This is a genomic window from Streptomyces sp. NPDC054842 (genome assembly GCF_053611025.1).
Genome location: NZ_JBSGZN010000016.1, coordinates 114,063 through 133,279, shown reverse-complemented (window position 1 = coordinate 133,279; position 19,217 = coordinate 114,063). Strand labels below are relative to the sequence as shown.

Here is a 19,217-nt window from a genome sequence, read left to right as displayed (position 1 = left end):
CGTGATGGAACTGATTCCGGCGCCGCGCGCCGTGACGGGCCCGGCAGCGGGCGACGTGGTGCTCGACGAGGCGACCGCCCTGTGGGCCGCGCCCGGCACGGGCGGCACGGAGCGGTGGCTGCGCTCCGTCCTCGGCTCGGCGCTCGGCCTGCCCCTGCCGCCGGGGGCGGAGAGCGACGCGAACACCGTACGGCTGCGCCTCGACGCGGGCCTGGAACCGGAGGCGTACCGGCTGGTCACGAGCGCGGAGCGGGGGATCGAGATCACGGGCGGCGGCGCGGCCGGCGTCTTCTGGGGCGCCCAGACGCTGCGTCAGCTGCTCGGCCCCGACGCCTACCGGCGCGCCCCCGTCCGCCTGGGCGGCCGCCACACCGTCCCGCACGTCTCCGTCGAGGACGGCCCGCGGTTCCCCTGGCGCGGCCTGATGCTCGACGTGGCCCGCCACTTCACGCCCAAGGAAGGGGTCCTGCGTTATCTGGACCTGCTGGCCGCGCACAAACTCAATGTCTTCCACTTCCATCTGACGGACGACCAGGGATGGCGTGTTCAGATCAAGAAGTACCCGAAACTCACGGAGGTCGGCGCCTGGCGGTCCCGCACGAAATTCGGCCACCGCGCCTCACCCCTGTGGGAGGAGAAACCGCACGGCGGTCACTACACCCAGGACGACATCCGCGAGATCGTCGCCTACGCGGCCGAGCGGCACATCTCCGTCGTCCCGGAGATCGAGATCCCCGGGCACTCGCAGGCCGCCATCGCCGCGTATCCGGAACTGGGCAACTCCGACGTCGTCGACACGGCCTCCCTCTCCGTCTGGGACAACTGGGGCATCTCCGAGAACGTACTCGCCCCCACCGACAACACCCTCCGCTTCTACGAAGGCGTCTTCGAGGAACTCCTCGAACTCTTTCCCTCGACGTTCGTCCACGTCGGCGGAGACGAGTGCCTGAAAGACCAGTGGAAGCGCTCACCGGCCGCACAGGCGCGGATGGCGGAACTCGGACTCGCGGACGAGGACGCGCTCCAGGCGTGGTTCATCGGCCACTTCGACAACTGGCTCTCCGCGCGCGGCCGTCGGCTGATCGGCTGGGACGAGATCCTGGAGGGCGGGCTCGCCGCGGGCGCCGCCGTCTCCTCGTGGCGCGGCTACCGGGGCGGCATCACCGCCGCCCGCGCGGGCCACGACGTCGTCATGTGCCCCGAGCAGCAGGTGTACCTGGACCACCGTCAGCACGGCGGCGAGGACGAGCCGGTGCCCATCGGCTACGTCCGCACCCTGGAGGACGTCTACCGCTTCGAGCCGGTGCCGCCGGAGCTGACCCCCGAGGAGGCGCGGCACGTGCTCGGCACCCAGGCCAACGTGTGGACCGAGGTGATGGAGGACCAGGCGCGCGTGGACTACCAGGTGTTCCCGCGGCTCGCGGCGTTCGCCGAGGTCGCCTGGAGCGCTCTGCCGGCCCCCGCCGAACGGGACTTCGCCGGATTCGAGCGGCGGATGGGCGCCCACTACGCGCGGCTCGACGCCCTCGGCGTCGCCTACCGGCCGCCCACGGGGCCCCGGCCGTGGCAGCGGCGGCCCGGGGTGCTCGGACGCCCGGTCGAGGGGGCGCCCCCCAGCGCCTGAGCGGCCGCCGCGAGGCCCGCCCCGGGGAGTGCTCACCCCGGGTGCGCGGCCGAGCGGAGGAAAGCCCCGGGTGTCACCGAAGAGTGCCAATTCGCCCGGACCGGGGATGCCGTGCGAAAACGGACCATCTCGCAGGTGAGAGGGGCGAATGCCTCCTAGCGGACCCCCGCGTCGGGGGCCGGGGAAGATGTGCCAGAGTTGCCACGTCCGCCCTGTCAGCACGTACCGTACGGCAACACAGGTGGGACCAGGTGGGGCAGCGGGAAGGGGCAGCCGGTTTGACCACGCAAGCACCGCAGGCGGCGCAGGCAGCCGTCACGCTGCCCGGCTCGCTGGACGAGGCCGTGGCAGCCCTCACCGCCATGCCGGCCGCCGTACCCGTCGCGGGCGGCACCGACCTCATGGCGGCCGTCAACTCCGGGCAGCTCAGGCCCGCCGCCCTCGTCGGCCTCGGACGCATCAGCGAGATCCGCGGCTGGCAGTACCAGGACGGCCACGCCCTGCTGGGCGCGGGCCTCACCCACGCGCGGATGGGCCGCCCCGACTTCGCCGCCCTCATCCCCGCCCTCGCCGCCGCCGCCCGCGCCGCCGGACCGCCGCAGATCCGCAACGCCGGCACCCTGGGCGGCAACATCGCCTCCGCCTCGCCCACCGGGGACGCGCTGCCCGTACTGGCCGCCCTGGAAGCCACGTTGATCATCGCGGGCCAGGCCGGCGCCCGCCGCGAGATCCCGGTGTCGCACCTCCTCGCGGGCGTCGACATGCTCCGCGGCGGCGAACTCATCGGCTACGTGCGCGTGCCCCTGCTGCACGCCCCCCAGGTCTTCGTCAAGGCGACCGGACGCACCGGACCCGGCCGCGCGATCGCCTCCGTCGCCCTCGTCCTCGACCCCGCCCGGCGCGGAGTGCGGTGCGCCGTCGGAGCCATAGCGCCGATGCCGCTGCGCCCCCTGGACGCCGAGCAGTGGGTCGCCTCGCTGATCGACTGGGACAACAACCGCGCCCTGGTGCCCGAGGCGCTGGGAGCCTTCGGGGACTACGTCGCCGCGGCCTGCATCCCGGACCCCGTCCCGGCGGAGGACGGCTCCGTGCCGCAGCTTCCGCCCGCCGTACTGCACCTGCGGCGCACCGTCGCCGCGCTGGCCCGACGAGCACTGGGGAGGGCGCTGTCGTGACCGACGACCAGCACGGAGAGGACGCCTCCCGGGGCGGCACCCACGGTGCCTGGGAGCGGCTGCCGCAGGGGGACTACGACGACGGCGCCACCGCCTTCGTCAAGCTCCCCGAGGGAGGCATGGACGCCCTCCTGGCGGACCGGGACAGCCCGCTCGCCGCCCCCGGGCACGGCTACGTGCCCCCGCAGATAACGGTCACCCCCGCCACCACCGCCGGTACCGACCCGGCGGCCACCGGGAGCTGGGCCGTGCCCGCCGAGAACGTCCAGTGGCCCGACCCGGAGGCGGTGCCCCGGGAGGCCGCCCACGACGGCTTCTCGTACCGGCCGGAAGCGACCGGGCAGTGGACCTTCGCGGACGCCGAGGGCTCGCACGCCGCCGAGGGGCAGCAGCCCTCCGACGGCGCGTCCTACGGGCACGAGCCCGCCGGGCACGACGTCACCGGGCAGTGGTCGATCCCCGTGGCCGGCGGCGACCTTCCGGACGAATCGGGCGAGTTCACCACCTCGTCGCTGGTCGAGCAGTGGGGCGGCACGCCGCCCGCCACGCTCCCCGGGGGCGCCGCGGCACCCTGGGCGACGGAGACCGTGGGCGAGCCGTGGTTCGCCGAACCGCGCGAACACACCGCTCCGCACGCGGGCGCCGGAACGGCCGCTGAGGCCCCGGAGGAGGCGCCGGGCGGTTCCTACCCCGGCGCGCCCGCGCAGGCCGCCCAGGAGGCGTCCGAGCGCGTCCGTGAGGCCGCCGAGGCCGCAGAGACGGCCGCGCGGGAGGGCTACGGACGCGACGGCCACGAGGACGCCCGGGAGAGCTACGGGCGCGACGGCCACGAGGACGTCCGGCACGGATTCGGGACGGACGCGCACCGGCACGGGACGGCCGAGGACGACCCGTCGACGCCCCCGCACGGCCACGACACGGCCGCGCCTGTAGCCGAAACGACCGCGGACGGGCACCCGACGGCCGCGCACGCGCACACGACGGCCCCGCCGGACCACGAGACGGGCGCCCACGGCCAGGAGACGCGGGGACGCGGTCCGGAGACGCAGGGACGCGGGTTCGAGGCGGCCCGGCCGGAGTTCGAGGCCGGCGGCCACGCCCGGGAGACGGCTGAGTTCGCGCCGGACCCCGGCCCCGAGTCCGCCGGACCCGAACCGGAGTCCGCCGACAGCGCGTACGAGACGTCCCCGCCGGCCCCGGTGACGTCCGGAGCACCGGACGCCGCCGAACCCGACGCGGCCGCGGCGGAACGGTCCGCCGCCGAAGGCACCGAGACCGCCGAAGCCGCCGCCCCCGCGCACGACGAGCACCCCATGTCGTCGTACGTCCTGCGGGTGAACGGCGCCGACCGCCCCGTCACCGACGCCTGGATCGGCGAGTCGCTGCTCTACGTCCTGCGCGAGCGCCTCGGCCTCGCGGGCGCCAAGGACGGCTGCTCGCAGGGTGAGTGCGGCGCCTGCAACGTCCAGGTGGACGGCCGGCTCGTCGCGTCCTGCCTGGTGCCCGCGGTCACCGCCGCCGGCAGCGAGGTGCGCACCGTCGAGGGCCTCGCCGCCGACGGGCAGCCCTCGGACGTGCAGCGCGCGCTCGCCAGGTGCGGCGCCGTCCAGTGCGGATTCTGCGTGCCGGGCATGGCCATGACCGTGCACGACCTGCTGGAGGGCAACCCCGCGCCGACCGAGCTGGAGGCCCGCCAGGCCCTCTGCGGCAACCTGTGCCGCTGCTCCGGCTACCGAGGCGTCCTGGACGCCGTGCGCGAGGTCGTCGCCGAACGCGAGGCGCACTCCGTGAACGGCGACCAGGACGGCGACGAGGCCCGTATCCCGCACCAGGCGGGCCCGGGCGACGGCGGCGTCAACAGGTCGGCGTTCGAACCGGCCACCCCGCACGACCAGCCGTACGGCCAGGACGGAGGCCAGGCGTGAGCAACGAAGCCGCCACGGAGACCACCGCGGCACCGCCCGCCCCCGAACCGCTGCCGCACGGCCTCGGCGCGTCACTGCCCTCGGCGGAGGCCCGCGCCAAGACCGAGGGCACCTTCCCGTACGCCGCGGACCTGTGGGCCGAGGGCCTGCTCTGGGCCGCCGTGCTCAGATCGCCGCACCCCCACGCGCGCATCCTGTCCATCGACACCACCCACGCGCGCGAGATGCCCGGCGTCCACGCCGTCGTCACCCACGAGGACGTCCCCGGCACCGCGCTGCACGGACGCGGCAAGGCCGACCGGCCGGTGTTCGCCTCCGAGGTCGTACGCCACCACGGGGAGCCCATCGCGGCCGTCGCCGCCGACCACCCCGACACCGCGCGGATGGCCGCCGCGGCCGTCATCGTCGAGTACGAGGTGCTCGACCCGGTCACCGACCCGGAACAGGCCTTCGAGGCCGAACCCCTGCACCCCGACGGCAACCTCATCCGCCACATCCCGCTGCGCCACGGCGACCCCGACGCGGCCGGCGAACTCGTCGTCGAGGGCCTGTACCGCATCGGCCGCCAGGACCCGGCGCCCGTCGGCGCGGAGGCCGGCCTCGCCGTGCCCCGCCCGGACGGCGGCGTCGAGCTGTACGTGGCGTCCACCGACCCGCACACCGACCGCGACGCGGCCGCCGCCTGCTACGGACTCGAACCCGACCGCGTCAAGGTCGTCGTCACCGGCGTCCCGGGGGCCACCGCGGACCGCGAGGACCAGGGCATCCAGCTCCCGCTCGGCCTGCTCGCGCTGAAGACCGGCTGCCCGGTCAAACTCACCGCTACGCGCGAGGAGTCCTTCCTCGGGCACGCCCACCGCCACCCCACCCTGCTGCGCTACCGCCACCACGCGGACGCCGACGGCAGGCTGGTGAAGGTCGAGGCGCAGATCCTCCTGGACGCGGGCGCGTACGCCGACACGTCCTCCGAGGCGCTCGCCGCCGCCGTCTCCTTCGCCTGCGGCCCCTACGTCGTCCCGAACGCCTTCATCGAGGGCTGGGCCGTACGCACCAACAACCCGCCCTCCGGCCACGTGCGCGGCGAGGGCGCCATGCAGGTCTGCGCCGCCTACGAGGCGCAGATGGACAAACTGGCGAAGAAGCTCGGCATGGACCCCGCCGAGCTGCGCCTGCGCAACGTGATGGCCACCGGCGACGTCCTGCCCACGGGACAGACGGTGACCTGCCCCGCCCCGGTCGCCGAACTGCTCCAGGCCGTACGGGACTTCCCGCTGCCGGCGCTCCCCAAGGACACCCCCGAGGACGAGTGGCTGCTGCCCGGCGGCCCCGAGGGCGCGGGCGAACCGGGCGCGGTGCGCCGGGGCGTCGGCTACGGCGTCGGCATGGTCCACATGCTCGGCGCCGAGGGCGCGGACGAGGTCTCGACGGCCACCGTCAAGGTCCACGACGGGGTCGCCACGGTGCTGTGCGCCGCCGTGGAGACCGGGCAGGGCTTCACCACGCTCGCCCGCCAGATCGTCCAGGAGACCCTGGGTATCGACGAGGTCTACGTGGCGCCCGTCGACACCGACCAGCCGCCGGCGGGCCCGAGCTGCCGGGGCCGCCACACCTGGGTGTCGGGCGGGGCGGTGGAGCGCGCCGCCAAGATGGTCCGTACGCAGCTGCTCCAGCCGCTCGCGCACAAGTTCGGGATGTCCACGGAGCTGCTCCAGATCACCGACGGCAAGATCACGTCGTACGACGGCGTGCTCTCGACGACCGTCACGGAGGCGCTGGACGGCAAGGAGCTGTGGGCCACCGCCCAGTGCCGGCCCCACCCGACGGAGCCGCTGGACGGCGCGGGCCAGGGCGACGCGTTCGTCGGCCTCGCGTTCTGCGCGATCCGCGCGGTGGTGGACGTCGACATCGAACTCGGCTCGGTCCGCGTCGTCGAACTGGCCCTCGCCCAGGACGTCGGCCGCATCCTCAACCCGGCCCAGGTCACGGCCCGTATCGAGGCCGGGGTCACGCAGGGGGTCGGCGCGGCCCTCACCGAGAACCTGCGCACCGCGCGCGGGCTGGTCCGCCATCCCGACCTCACCGGCTACGCGCTGCCGACCTCGCTGGACGCGCCCGACATCCGCATCGTCAAGCTGGTCGAGGAGCGGGACGTCGTCGCCCCGTTCGGCGCCAAGGCGGTCAGCGCGGTGCCGGTCGTGACGTCCCCGGCGGCGATCGCGTCGGCCGTCCGCGCGGCGACAGGCCGCCCCGTCAACCGGCTGCCGATCCGCCCGCAGGCCGCGGTGGTGACCGGCGCGTGACCGCCCCGGAGCCACCGCGCTACGAGCCCGCTCCCGCGGTGGGCCGGCTGCTGCTGTGGGTCCTGGTGTTCGTGGCGGCGGCCGTGGCGGTCGTCGCGGGCGGCGTGTACTTCACCTGAGCCCGGCGCAGCCTTTTCCGCGTTCCGTGCGTCTTACGTGGTGCGTCGTGCGCGATGCCCCTGGAGTTCCCGGCGTTGTCAGTGGTGCCGCGTAGGGTTCTCGGCAGTGGGGGAACTGCCGCCGGGCGGCGGGATGTTCCTCACGGGGGAGCACGAATGCGTTCACACGCGCGGGGGAGCCATGATCACGACTGACACCGTTGTCGGCGGTGCGATCGGACCGGCCGACGAGGAGCTCGACCTGTACGCCGCACGCGTACCGTCATGGCTCCCGCTGACCGTCCCCGGCCTGCCGTCCGCAGGGACGCTGCCGGGCTTCGGCACGCCGGGCGGGACGCGCCCCCGCGGCGCGACGGACCTGACCGACCCCCTCGAAAGGCTCGCGGCCGAACTGCGCAACGACCTGGCCATGCACCCCACCGACGCCGACGCCGACGACAGAGAGCCGATAGTGCTGGACCGGACCGTCCTGGACCCGGCCGTCCTGGAGCCGACGGTCCCGGACCCGGCCGTCCTGGAGCCGACGGTCCTCGATGGGACGGTTCTGGAGCCGACGGTTCTGGAAGGGCCGGCGGAGGTGTCGGCGGCATCGGCGGGCTCGCTGGAGGCGGTCCTGCGGTTCACGGCGGCGACGGAGGAACTGGCGTCGGTGCGCGGGCGGTCCGCGTCCCTGGCGGGCCGCTTCGGACCCGAAGCGGTGGAGCGGGCGTCGGCGCAGCTGACCGCGGTGTTCGAGCGGAGCGTGGGCGCCGGTGCGGTGCCGCCGCACTGGACGGCGCCCGCGGTGGTGCGTCCGCTGGCCCGGATCGGGAGCTCCGGGGGCGGCCTCGTCCTGGACCTGCCGCGCAGGCTGCTGGACGAGGAGTTCGGCGCCGGCGGCATCATGCGCTTCGAGGAGGTCGACTTCCCGTCCACCCTGACCCACGAGCCGACCCGCCGCTTCCTGCGCGAGACGGGCCTGCCCGAGAACGGCGGCGTGTTCGAGCTGGACACGGAGGCGCCGCTGCGGACGTTGGCCGAGTACTGGGGGGACGGGGCGCCGGGGGACTTCTCCGGCTGGGGCTGCGAGGGCTACCGGGGCCTCGGTCCCGAGGATGATCACAGCGGGGGCCACGGGGACGATGGTTCCGGCTACTCCTTCAGCGAGGGCCACGGGGTCGGTGGTTCCGGGGACTTTTCCTACGAGGGCCACCGGGACGGTGGCGTGGGGGACCTCGCCGACCAGTACCGCCCGGACCGGCGTCCGAGCGGTTCCCCTGCCGACCGGATGGCGGACGGCGCCGACCGGTTGATCCGCCTCGGGCAGCTGACCGGGGGCGCCGGCCTGGTGCTCGACGGTGCCACGGGGGAGGTCCTCGCCCGGAACGAGGCCGACCTGACGCTCCGCCGGATCAACGCCGACGTCTCCACGCTGGCGTTCACACTCTGGCTGCTTCACCGTGTGAGGTCACTCGCCCCGACGGGGGGCCGCGCCGGGTCCTACGCCGGCGTGAGGACCGGGGCGACGCCCGCGTTGACGGCGGCTGGATCCGCCGCCGGGGTCGGCTTGCCAGTCCTCGCCATCTGAGACGGAAACTGAGACGGACAGCCGAAAGGGCGGCATCCCCGGAGGGTGCCGCCCTTTCTGTCGCCTGGTCAGGCGCTGGAGGCCGTGGCGGGAATCGAACCCACGTAACTCGCTTTGCAGGCGAGTCCCTGAACCACTCGGGCACACGGCCGGGCTGGGAGCGAGGTGCTTGCTCCCGACTTCGTGTGACGACCGTAAGGCTGGCCGGGGCAGGGGCTCAAGGGGGACGCGGGTCGTGCAACGCGACTGCCATACCGCGTTCATGAATGGCGCCGTGGGCCTGTGGAGGTGCAGTGCCTGAGCGGCGCTCCAGCGGTATCCGAGCCGGACCCCGAGCGGCGCTCCAGCGGTATCCGAGCCGGACCCCGAGCGGTGCCTGGAGCTGCGCCCTGACCGTGCCCCCAGCGGGTCCTGAGCGATACCCGAGCCGGGACCCGAGGGCTGGACGTTTCCCCGGGTCCCTTGGGCCCTCCGGGTCCCTTGGGCCCTCCGGGCACCCTGGGCCCTCCGGGCACCCTGGGCACTCTCAGGGTTCCCCCATCCCTTCTCCCGCCCCCCGCTCGCGTCTGTGCAGGGCCTACGACCAACGGACCAGGAGTGCAGCGACCTCCGACAGGGGTTAACCGGGGTCGTGCCCCTTACCCTGAGGTCCATGACCGCCCTGGAACCCGGCGACATCGGTGTCGCCCACAGCCCGATCGTGCTCTCGGAGGACGAGCGGAAGGCCGGAGCCGGACCCGGTGGAGCCGGTGGAGCCGGAGTCGACGGTGGCGTGCTGAGCCGGGAGCACCGGGCCCTCAGCATCGGCATCGTCTCCGTCGTGCTGCTGATCGCCTTCGAGGCGACGGCCGTCGGCACGGCCATGCCGGTCGCCGCCCGGGAGCTGCACGGCCTCCCGCTGTACGCCTTCGCGTTCTCGGCGTACTTCACGACGAGCCTGTTCGGCATGGTGCTCGCCGGGCAGTGGTCGGACCGGGCCGGGCCGATGGCCTCGCTGGCCACCGGCATCGGCGCCTTCGCGGCCGGTCTGCTGCTGGCCGGGACGGCGGGAGCCATGTGGCTGTTCGTGCTGGGCCGGGCGGTGCAGGGACTCGGCGGCGGCCTGGTGATCGTCGCGCTCTACGTGGTCGTCGGCCGCGCCTACCCGGAGCGCCTGCGGCCGGCCATCATGGCGGCGTTCGCGGCGAGCTGGGTGATCCCCTCCGTCGTCGGCCCGCTGGCCTCGGGAGCGGTGACCGAACACCTCGGCTGGCGCTGGGTCTTCGTCGGCATCCCGGTCCTCGTCGTCTTCCCGCTCGCGCTCGCCCTGCCCCAGATACGGCGCCGCGCGTCCGGTCCCGCCGGGGGCGGCACGCCCGCCCCCTTCGACCGGCGCCGCATCCGGCTCGCCCTCGGCATCTCCCTGGGCGCCGGGCTCCTCCAGTACGCCGCCCAGGCCGCGACGGGCGCGCACACACGGTGGTTCGCGCTCGTCCCCGCGGTGGCCGGGACCGCGCTGCTCGTCCCCGCCGTCCTCGGTCTCCTGCCGCCCGGCACCTACCGGGCGGCCCGCGGACTCCCGTCCGTCGTGCTGCTCCGCGGCGTCGCGGCCGGCTCCTTCATCGCCGCCGAGTCCTTCGTGCCGCTGATGCTGGTCACCCAGCGGGGGTTGTCCCCGACCCTCGCCGGGTTCTCGCTCGCCGCCGGCGGGGCGACCTGGGCGCTGGGCTCCTTCGTGCAGTCCCGGCCCCGCGTGGAGCCGTACCGGGAACGGCTGATGTTCTCCGGGATGGTGCTCGTGGCGGCCGCGATCGCCGCCGCCCCGAGCGTGCTGATCCCGGCGGTCCCGGTGTGGACCGTCGCCGTGGCCTGGGGGTTCGGCTGCTTCGGCATGGGCCTGGTGATCTCCTCCAGCAGCGTGCTGCTGCTCCAGCTCTCCGCCCCCGAGGAGGCCGGCGCCAACTCCGCCGCCCTCCAGATCTCCGACGGGCTCTCCAATGTGATCCTGCTCGCGGCGGGCGGCGCCGCCTTCGCCGCCCTCGGAGGCGGCACGGTCACCCACACCGCCGGCGAGGTCACCGGCTCCCACCCGGCCGCGTTCGCCGCCGTGTTCCTGCCGATGGCCGGGGTGGCCCTCGCGGGCGCCTGGGTGACCACGCGGCTGAAGGAGCGCGGGGCCGACGGACGTGAACCGGTGACGCCCGCAGACGGGAACCGGTGACCACGGGGTTGACGGAGGAGCGGAGCGCGGACGTGAACCGGTGACCACGGGGCTGAGCGAGGAGCGGGGCCCGCGGAAGTGAACCGGTGACGCCCGCGGACGTGAACCGGGGCGCCCTCGGCACCGGCTGTGACGTGAGTCCCATCCGCCGGTGACCCCGCGTCGTCCGCGCGTCGCCCCGCCCGGGGCGCCGGTAGGGTGGCCCGGTTGTCATACGTAGCCGAGTCGTCCGCCCGCCGTCACCCAGCCCCACCCGGCGCGCGTCGCGGACGGCCCCCGGATCGACCCACCCACGGAGACCGTGACTACCACCGCCGCCTCGACCTCCACCTCCCACCACCTCTCACCCGCGTTTCCCGGCCGCGCCCCCTGGGGCACCGCGAACAAGCTGCGGGCCTGGCAGCAGGGGGCGATGGAGAGGTACATCCAGGAGCAGCCGCGCGACTTCCTGGCCGTCGCCACGCCGGGGGCCGGCAAGACGACCTTCGCGCTGACGCTCGCGTCCTGGCTGCTGCACCACCACGTCGTGCAGCAGGTGACCGTGGTCGCGCCGACCGAGCACCTGAAGAAGCAGTGGGCGGAGGCGGCGGCGCGGATAGGGATCAAGCTGGACCCCGAGTACAGCGCGGGCCCGCTCGGCAAGGACTACCAGGGCGTCGCCGTCACCTACGCCGGTGTCGGCGTGCGCCCCATGCTGCACCGCAACCGCGTCGAGCAGCGCAAGACCCTCGTGATCCTCGACGAGATCCACCACGCCGGAGACAGCAAGTCGTGGGGTGAGGCCTGCCTGGAGGCGTTCGAGCCGGCCACCCGCCGCCTCGCGCTCACCGGTACGCCCTTCCGGTCGGACACCAACCCCATCCCGTTCGTCGCCTACGAGGAGGGGAACGACGGGATCCGGCGGTCCTCGGCCGACTACACCTACGGGTACGGCAGCGCCCTCGGCGACGGTGTCGTGCGGCCGGTCATCTTCCTCTCCTACAGCGGCAACATGCGCTGGCGCACCAAGGCCGGGGACGAGATCGCGGCCCGCCTCGGCGAGCCGATGACCAAGGACGCCGTCAGCCAGGCCTGGCGTACCGCCCTGGACCCGCGCGGCGAGTGGATGCCGAGCGTGCTGCGCGCCGCCGACCAGCGGCTGACCGAGGTCCGCAAGGGCATCCCGGACGCCGGCGGCCTCGTCATCGCCTCCGACCAGGACTCGGCACGCTCCTACGCCAAGCTCATCCGCGAGATCACCGGCAACAAGGCGACCCTCGTACTGTCCGACGACACCGGCGCCTCGAACCGCATCGACGAGTTCAGCCAGAGCGACGACCGCTGGATGGTCGCGGTCCGCATGGTGTCCGAGGGCGTCGACGTCCCCCGCCTCGCGGTCGGGGTGTACGCCACGACGATCTCGACGCCGCTGTTCTTCGCGCAGGCCGTGGGCCGTTTCGTACGGTCGCGGCGGCGCGGCGAGACCGCCTCCGTGTTCCTGCCCACCATCCCCGACCTCCTCGGCTTCGCCAACGAGATGGAGGTCGAGCGCGACCACGTCCTCGACAAGCCCAAGAAGGAGGGCGAGGAGGACCCGTACGCCGAGTCCGAGAAGGAGATGGAGGAGGCGAACCGGGAGGAGGACGAGGACACCGGCGAGCAGGACATGCTGCCCTTCGAGGCGCTGGAGTCCGACGCCGTCTTCGACCGGGTCCTCTACGACGGCGCCGAGTTCGGCATGCAGGCGCACCCCGGCAGCGAGGAGGAGCAGGACTACCTCGGCATCCCGGGCCTGCTCGAACCCGACCAGGTGCAGATGCTGCTCCAGAAGCGGCAGGCCCGCCAGATCGCGCACAGCCGCAAGAAGCCGGACGAGGAGGCCGACCTCCTGGAACTCCCGGCGGAGCGGCGGCCGGTCGTCTCCCACAAGGAGATGATGGAGCTCCGCAAGCAGCTCAACACGATGGTCGGCGCGTACGTCCACCAGAGTGGCAAGCCCCACGGGGTGATCCACACCGAGCTGCGGCGCGTGTGCGGCGGCCCGCCGAGCGCCGAGGCCACCGCCGGCCAGCTCCGCCAGCGCATCGCCAAGGTCCAGGAGTGGGCCACCCGCATGCGCTGACACCGCCGCGGGCGTCGGCGCCCTTCAGCCCGTGCCCCCCGCCCCCGTCCGACGTTCCACCGTCGCCGGTCGCCGGTCGCCGGTCGCCGGTCGCCGGTCGCCGGTCGCCGGTCGCCGGTCGCCGGTCGCCGGTCGCCGGTCGCCGGTCGCCGGTCGCCCCGTCCCTGTCCTACGTCCTCACCGTCTGCCGTCTGCCGTCCCCCTGTCCACGTCGTTGACGTCCGGTGGCTGTCGCGACGCGGCCGTCGGCGCGCGGTGCCGGGCACCGCATGTGCGCTGCCCAGGAGGCCGAGCGGGCTGAGCCCCGCTCCCACCCGCCCGTGCGCCAGAGGTGCCGGCCGGGCGGACCGGTCCGAGCGTGCGCCCGTGCGTAACGGGACAAAGAGCGTCACCTTACGATCATCGGTGCCCGGATTCTGGACGGAGCCTTCCGCTGAGCGGACCGGCTCGCTACTGTCCCGCTACGCACACGCCCCGTGGCAGCGCCGCCGCGGAGCGCAGCCGTGAAGCGCCTCCGCCCGGGACACCCCGGGTCGCTTGCCGACCGGCGGCCTCTGTAGCGCGTCGCCGACGGGACCGGCGACGCACCGCCGCGCAGGAGGCCGCCGACCCTCACCACGAAGGAGTGGGCGTCGTGACCGCGGAGACCTCCCAGACGCTCGACCGGGGACTGCGTGTCCTCAAGCTGCTCGCCGACACGGACCACGGGCTGACCGTCACCGAGCTCTCGAACAAGCTCGGCGTGAACCGCACCGTCGTGTACCGGTTGCTCGCCACCCTGGAGCAGCACGCTCTCGTCCGCCGCGACCTGGGCGGCCGCGCCCGGGTCGGCCTGGGTGTGCTGCGCCTCGGCCGCCAGGTGCACCCCCTGGTGCGCGAGGCCGCGCTCCCCGCGCTGCGGGCGCTCGCGGAGGACATAGGGGCGACCGCTCACCTCACCCTCGTCGACGGGGCCGAGGCCCTCGCCGTCGCCGTCGTGGAACCGACGTGGACGGACTACCACGTCGCCTACCGCGCCGGTTTCCGGCATCCGCTGGACCGGGGGGCCGCGGGCCGCGCCATCCTCGCCGCCCGGCAGGCGCTCGCCGAGCCCGGCTACACGCTGACCCACGGGGAGCTGGAGGCGGGGGCGAGCGGAGCCGCCGCGCCCCTGATCGGCGTGACCGGGGTCGAGGGCAGTGTCGGCGTCGTCATGCTCGCGGACTCCGTACCGGAGCGGGTCGGGCCCCGCGTGGTCGACGCGGCCCGGGAAGTCGCCGACGCCTTGCGCTGACCCGGCCCGCCTCCCGTGCCGGGCGGGCCGCCTCGCCTTGGCGGGCCTCGTCGCACCGGCGCGAGCGACGCCCCGCTTGCCGGGCGGGCCGTCTCGCCCTGGCGGGCCTCGCCACGTCGGCGCGAGCGACGCCCCGCTTGCCGGGCTGGCAGCCCCGTACCGGACCGCCTCGCACACGCGCTCGGGCGACGCCCCGCGCTGACCGGCCCGCCTCCCCTGCCGGGCGGGCCGCCCGCCCCGGACCGCCTCGACACAGCGGCGCAACCGCCCCTTGCTCCGACCGTCTCCTCCGACCGGCCCCGGGCCGAAACGTGCCTTCACGTTAGATTGGCCCCGTGCTCTCTCGCCTCACGCGCCCCAAGGCGCTCGCCGTCTGCGCCGTACCCGTCGTGGCCCTGCTCGCCACCGCGGTGTTCGCGCCGCTGCCGTTCTCCCTGGCGCAGCCCGGCCTGACGGCGAACGTCCTGGCCGAGAACAAGGGCGAGCCCGTCATCACGATCAGCGGGGCCCCGACGCGCAGGACGAGCGGCGAACTGCGGATGACGACGATCGAGGCGACGGGCCCGGACGCGCACGTCGGTCTCGGGGACGTCCTCGACAGCTGGTTCAGCACCGACCGGGCGGTGATGCCGCGGGACTCGGTCTATCCGAGCGGCGACAGCACCAAGGAGATCGAGCGCCACAACGCCGAGCAGATGCGGCAGTCGCAGGACACGGCGACCGAGGCCGCGCTCGGCTATCTCGGCGAGAAGGACGTGAAGGTCACCCTGAAGCTGGCCGACGTCGGGGGACCGAGCGCGGGCCTGCTCTTCTCGCTCGGCATCGTCGACAAGCTCGACGGCGACGGCAGCGGCGGTGACCTGACCGGCGGCCGCACGGTCGCGGGCACGGGGACGATCGACGCGGACGGCAAGGTGGGCGCGGTCGGCGGCGTGGCCCTCAAGACGCAGGCAGCCCGGCGGGACGGCGCGAGCGTCTTCCTCGTACCGAAGGCCGAGTGCGCGGAGGCGAAGACCGAGCTGCCGAAGGGGCTGCGGCTGATCCCGGTCACCACGCTGAAGGGCGCGGTGGACTCCCTCGTGGCGCTGGAGAAGGGCAAGGGCGGGGTCCCCAGCTGCTGACCCGGTGACCGCCGCCCCTCCGGGAGCGGTCAGTCCTCCTTCACGAACCCCTCCTGCTTCAGCCAGTCCAGGGCGACCTGGTGCGGGTCCTCACCGTCCACGTCCACCTTGGCGTTCAGGGTGCGGGCCATGTCGTTGTTCAGCTTCCTGGTGATGGGGTCGAGGATGCCGGCGATCTCCGGATGCTTGTCCAGGGTCTTCGTGTTGATCATGGGTGCCGCGTTGTAGTGCGGAAAGAAGCCCTTGTCGTCCTTCATCACCACGAGGTTCATCGACTTGATGCGCCCGTCGGTCGTGAACACCTCGCCGTAGGAGCAACTCCCCTTGGCCACCTGGGTGTAGATGATGCCGGTGTCCATCTGCGTGACGTTCGCCGGGGGCACGCTCATGCCGTACGCCTTCTCCATGCCCGGCAGCCCGTCGGCGCGGTTGGCGAACTCGCTCTCCACGCACAGCGTGACCGCCTTCGTGTCCTTCTTGCTGAGCGCCGCGACCTGGGACAGCGTGGTCGTCCGGTACTTGGCGAAGTTCTTCTGGTTCATGGCCAGCGCGTACGTGTTGTCGAGCGCGGAGGGCTGCAGCCAGGTGACGCCGTTCTTCGCGTCGGCGGAGCGGACCGCCTCCCACTGCTTCCGGGGGTCGGCGATCGGGTCGCTGTTGCCGAGGTACGTGATCCAGGCGGTCCCCGTGTACTCGTACGCGGCGTCCGCGTCGCCCTTCTTGACGGCCTCCCGGGAGCCGATGGACCCCTGGATGCCGGTGCGGTCCAGGACCTCCGCGCCGGCCGCCTCGAAGGCGATGCCCATGATCGCGCCGAGGATCAGCTGCTCCGTGAACTCCTTGGAGGTGACGGTGAGATGGACGCCCCGGAGCGGTTCGCCCCGGCCGATCGAGCCGGGCCGGACGTCGTCGACCATGGGGGAGCCGCTGGTCAGTCCGCAGGCGGAGGCCAGTACCAGGAGTGCGGCCGACAGCGGCCACCCGCGCCTCACGATCCCGCCTCCAGTCCGCGTGGCCGCAGCAGCAGTTCGGCCAGCGAGGCCAGCCAGTCCACGAAGAGCGCGAGCGCGACCGTCAGGATCGAACCGAGCACCAGGACGGGCATCCGCTGCGTGGTGATGCCGGTGGTGATGAGGACGCCCAGCCCGCCGCCTCCGCCGAAGGTGGCGAGGGTCGCCGTGCCGACGTTCAGCACCAGGGCGGTGCGCACGCCGGCGAGGATCAGCGGGACGGCCAGCGGCAGTTCGACGCGGGTGAGGACTCCCATGGAGGACATCCCGATGCCGCGGGCGGCCTCCAGGAGCGTCGGGTCGTTGGCCTTGAGGCCCGCGATCGTGTTGGACAGGACCGGCAGGATCGCGTAGATCGTGATGCCGATCAGGGCCGACCTCTGACCGGTGCCGAGCCAGATGACGAGCAGCGCCAGCAGGCCGATCGCCGGGGTCGCCTGGCCCATGTTGGCGACGGTCATGGCGACCGGCGTCAGCTTCCGGAACGCCTTGCGGGTCAGCAGGATGCCCAGCGGGATGGCGATGATCAGCACGAAGAACGTGGAGATCGCCGTCAGCTGGATGTGCTGGCGCAGCGCCTTCAGGACCAGGTCGCGGGTCAGCGCGTTCTCGGAGATCGGGTCGAGCGCGGCCTGCCGGAACCAGAGCCAGGTGGCGAGCAGCAGGACCGCCAGGACGGCGGGCAGGAAGACCAGCTTCCGCCAGCTGATCCGGCGCCGGGTGAGGGCGGGTGACGGGGGAGCGGCCGCGGTGGCGGTCTCGTACCCGGCGCCGCCCGGCTCCTCGTCCCCGGTGTCGTCGCGGAAGGCGAGCCCTTTCACCTCGTGCTCGCCCTCGGGGCGGCGGCCCGCGGGTGTCCTCGGCCCGTTCACGCCCTCGACTCCCCGCCCTCGGCGCCCTCCTGGTCGTGGCGGGTCTGCTGGGCGCGGGCCTCCTCCAGCTCGTGCTGGTGCTCCATCGCGTCCAGCCGGTCCGCCTCCAGGAGTTCGTGCACGGAGTTCATCAGCGTCTCCATGTCGACGACGCCGGTGTACTCCCCGCGCCGCCCGGTGACCGCGACCCGGCCCGCGTTGTCGGTGAGGACGGCCTCCAGGGCGTCCCGCAGCGTGGCGTCCCGGGTCACCGTGTCGTGCACCAGCGTGCCCGCCCGCGCCAGCGAGCCCCGCGCCCGCATGAGGTCGCCGCGCCGCAGCCACTTGTACGGCCGGCCGCGCTTGTCCAGCAGCAGGATCTCGTTCGTGCCGCTGGACCGGAGCCTGTTGAAGATGTCCTGGAGCGGATCGTCGACGGTGACCGTCGGATAGTCGGTGATCTCGACGTCCCGTACACGGGTGAGGTTGAGCCGCTTCAGCGCGGCGCCGGCGCCCACGAACCCGGAGACGAAGTCGTCCGCCGGGTTGGTCAGGATGGCCTCCGGGGTGTCGAACTGCGCGATGTGCGAGCGCTCGCGCAGCACCGCGATCCGGTCGCCCAGTTTGATCGCCTCGTCGAAGTCGTGGGTGACGAAGACGATCGTCTTGTGCAGTTCGTGCTGGAGCCTGATCAGCTCGTCCTGGAGGTGGTCGCGGGTGATCGGGTCCACCGCGCCGAACGGCTCGTCCATCAGCAGCACCGGGGGATCCGCCGCCAGCGCCCGCGCCACCCCCACACGCTGCTGCTGGCCCCCGGACAGCTGACGGGGATAGCGGCCGTGGAACTCGCCCGGGTCGAGGCCGACCAGGTCGAGCATCTCCTCCACCCGCGCCCTGATCCGCGGCTTGGACCAGCCGGTCATCCTCGGCACCAGGCCGATGTTCTGGGCGACGGTCATGTGCGGGAAGAGGCCGGACGCCTGGATCGCGTAGCCGACCTTGCGGCGCAGCTTCACCGGGTCCATGTGGGTGACGTCCTCGCCGCCGATGCGGATGCGGCCGCCGGTCGGTTCGATCAGCCGGTTGATCATCTTGAGCGTGGTGGACTTCCCGCACCCCGAGGGGCCCACGAAGACGACCAGTTCACCCGCCTTGATCTCCATGTTGACGCTGTCGACCGCGGGGTCCCGGCTGCCCGGGTAGTGCTTGGTGAGGTTCTCCAGCTCGATCGTGGCGCCGGTCGTCGGCGAGTCCGGTGCCGCTGCCGGGGCGCGCCCGGTGTCGAGGCCGGTGATCTCAGGCACGGATCCCCCTCGGGATGGTCAGCCGTCCGAGAAGGACGTACGCGGCGTCGAAGAGGAGCGCCAGGACGATGATGCCGAGCGTGCCCGCGAGCACCTGGTTGAGCGCGTTCTTGCTGCCCAGGGAGGCGATGCCGCGGAAGATCTCGTTGCCGAGGCCCGGTCCGGAGGCGTACGCCGCGATGGCCGCGATGCCCATCAGCATCTGGGTGGAGACCCGGATGCCGGTGAGGATCGGCGGCCAGGCCAGCGGCAGCTCCACCCGCAGCAGCCGGGCGGCCCGGGACATCCCGATGCCCTTCGCCGCGTCCACCAGCGACGGGTCGACGCCGCGCAGGCCCACGATCGCGTTGCGCACGATCGGCAGCAGCCCGTAGAGGGTCAGCGCGATCACCGTCGGCGGGACGCCCAGACCCACGATCGGGATCAGCAGACCGATCATGGCGAGCGAGGGGATCGTCAGGATGGTGGACGTGGTCGTCGTCGCGAGGCCGCCCGCCCAGTCGCTGCGGTACGTGACGACGCCGACGGCGACGCCGATCAGCGTCGCGACGACCATGCACTGGAAGACCGCGCTGGCGTGTTGGTACGCGTCGGTGAGCAGCTGCTGATGGCGGCTGCTCAGGTATTCCCAGAAGTTCACGGGCCTC

General features: G+C 73.5%; 14 protein-coding genes and 1 tRNA gene. 10 read left to right on the top strand and 5 right to left on the bottom strand.

Annotated elements, in window-relative coordinates:
* The first annotated feature begins 4 nt into the window (after positions 1–4).
* The 6 genes from ACWGIS_RS15585 to ACWGIS_RS15560 all read left to right on the top strand — a co-directional run bounded on the left by ACWGIS_RS15585 (position 5) and on the right by ACWGIS_RS15560 (position 8,710).
* Positions 5–1,624, top strand: coding sequence for a beta-N-acetylhexosaminidase (locus ACWGIS_RS15585; RefSeq protein WP_453362933.1), 1,620 nt, complete (start codon positions 5–7; stop codon positions 1,622–1,624).
* Between the two features lie 278 nt (positions 1,625–1,902).
* Positions 1,903–2,799, top strand: coding sequence for an FAD binding domain-containing protein (locus tag ACWGIS_RS15580; protein ID WP_453362932.1), 897 nt, complete (start codon positions 1,903–1,905; stop codon positions 2,797–2,799).
* On the top strand, positions 2,796–4,724 hold the full coding sequence (locus tag ACWGIS_RS15575) for a 2Fe-2S iron-sulfur cluster-binding protein (RefSeq protein WP_453362931.1): 1,929 nt from the start codon (positions 2,796–2,798) through the stop codon (positions 4,722–4,724). Before ACWGIS_RS15580 ends, ACWGIS_RS15575 begins: the two co-directional genes overlap by 4 nt.
* A complete protein-coding gene (locus ACWGIS_RS15570; protein ID WP_453362930.1) occupies positions 4,721–7,024 on the top strand; it encodes a xanthine dehydrogenase family protein molybdopterin-binding subunit in 2,304 nt (767 codons plus the stop codon). Before ACWGIS_RS15575 ends, ACWGIS_RS15570 begins: the two co-directional genes overlap by 4 nt.
* Positions 7,021–7,143, top strand: a complete 123-nt coding sequence (locus tag ACWGIS_RS15565; RefSeq protein ID WP_453362929.1) for a hypothetical protein — start codon at positions 7,021–7,023, stop codon at positions 7,141–7,143. The genes ACWGIS_RS15570 and ACWGIS_RS15565 overlap by 4 nt, the downstream gene beginning before the upstream one ends.
* A gap of 181 nt (positions 7,144–7,324) precedes the next feature.
* Positions 7,325–8,710: an SUKH-4 family immunity protein gene (locus ACWGIS_RS15560; RefSeq protein WP_453362928.1), complete on the top strand. Its 1,386-nt coding sequence runs from the start codon at positions 7,325–7,327 to the stop codon at positions 8,708–8,710.
* Positions 8,711–8,786: 76 nt separating this feature from the next.
* Here the strand turns inward: ACWGIS_RS15560 and ACWGIS_RS15555 are convergent.
* Positions 8,787–8,861 (bottom strand) — tRNA-Cys (locus ACWGIS_RS15555).
* Positions 8,862–9,362: 501 nt separating this feature from the next.
* Here ACWGIS_RS15555 and ACWGIS_RS15550 point away from each other — a divergent pair.
* The 4 genes from ACWGIS_RS15550 (at position 9,363) to ACWGIS_RS15535 (ending at position 15,405) form a co-directional block, all read left to right on the top strand.
* Positions 9,363–10,910 (top strand): MFS transporter, encoded by a 1,548-nt coding sequence (locus tag ACWGIS_RS15550; RefSeq protein WP_453362927.1) that lies wholly within the window; start codon positions 9,363–9,365, stop codon positions 10,908–10,910.
* Positions 10,911–11,211: 301 nt separating this feature from the next.
* Positions 11,212–13,011, top strand: coding sequence for a DEAD/DEAH box helicase (locus ACWGIS_RS15545; RefSeq protein WP_453362926.1), 1,800 nt, complete (start codon positions 11,212–11,214; stop codon positions 13,009–13,011).
* Positions 13,012–13,645: 634 nt separating this feature from the next.
* Positions 13,646–14,284, top strand: coding sequence for an IclR family transcriptional regulator (locus ACWGIS_RS15540; protein ID WP_355792139.1), 639 nt, complete (start codon positions 13,646–13,648; stop codon positions 14,282–14,284).
* Positions 14,285–14,619: 335 nt separating this feature from the next.
* A complete protein-coding gene (locus tag ACWGIS_RS15535; RefSeq protein WP_453362925.1) occupies positions 14,620–15,405 on the top strand; it encodes a S16 family serine protease in 786 nt (261 codons plus the stop codon).
* 29 nt (positions 15,406–15,434) lie between these two features.
* Here the strand turns inward: ACWGIS_RS15535 and ACWGIS_RS15530 are convergent, their stop codons facing one another.
* From ACWGIS_RS15530 to ACWGIS_RS15515, 4 genes are all read right to left on the bottom strand, one after another.
* On the bottom strand, positions 15,435–16,322 hold the full coding sequence (locus ACWGIS_RS15530) for a glycine betaine ABC transporter substrate-binding protein (protein ID WP_453362962.1): 888 nt from the start codon (positions 16,320–16,322) through the stop codon (positions 15,435–15,437).
* A gap of 71 nt (positions 16,323–16,393) precedes the next feature.
* Entirely contained in the window at positions 16,394–17,287 is an 894-nt protein-coding gene (locus tag ACWGIS_RS15525; protein ID WP_453362924.1) for an ABC transporter permease, read from the bottom strand.
* The gene (locus ACWGIS_RS15520) at positions 17,284–18,561 is read right to left on the bottom strand and encodes a betaine/proline/choline family ABC transporter ATP-binding protein (RefSeq protein ID WP_453362961.1); all 1,278 of its coding nucleotides are present in this window, start codon (positions 18,559–18,561) and stop codon (positions 17,284–17,286) included. Before ACWGIS_RS15520 ends, ACWGIS_RS15525 begins: the two co-directional genes overlap by 4 nt.
* Position 18,562: 1 nt before the next feature.
* Positions 18,563–19,210, bottom strand: a complete 648-nt coding sequence (locus ACWGIS_RS15515; RefSeq protein WP_453362923.1) for an ABC transporter permease — start codon at positions 19,208–19,210, stop codon at positions 18,563–18,565.
* Between the last annotated feature and the right edge of the window lie 7 nt (positions 19,211–19,217).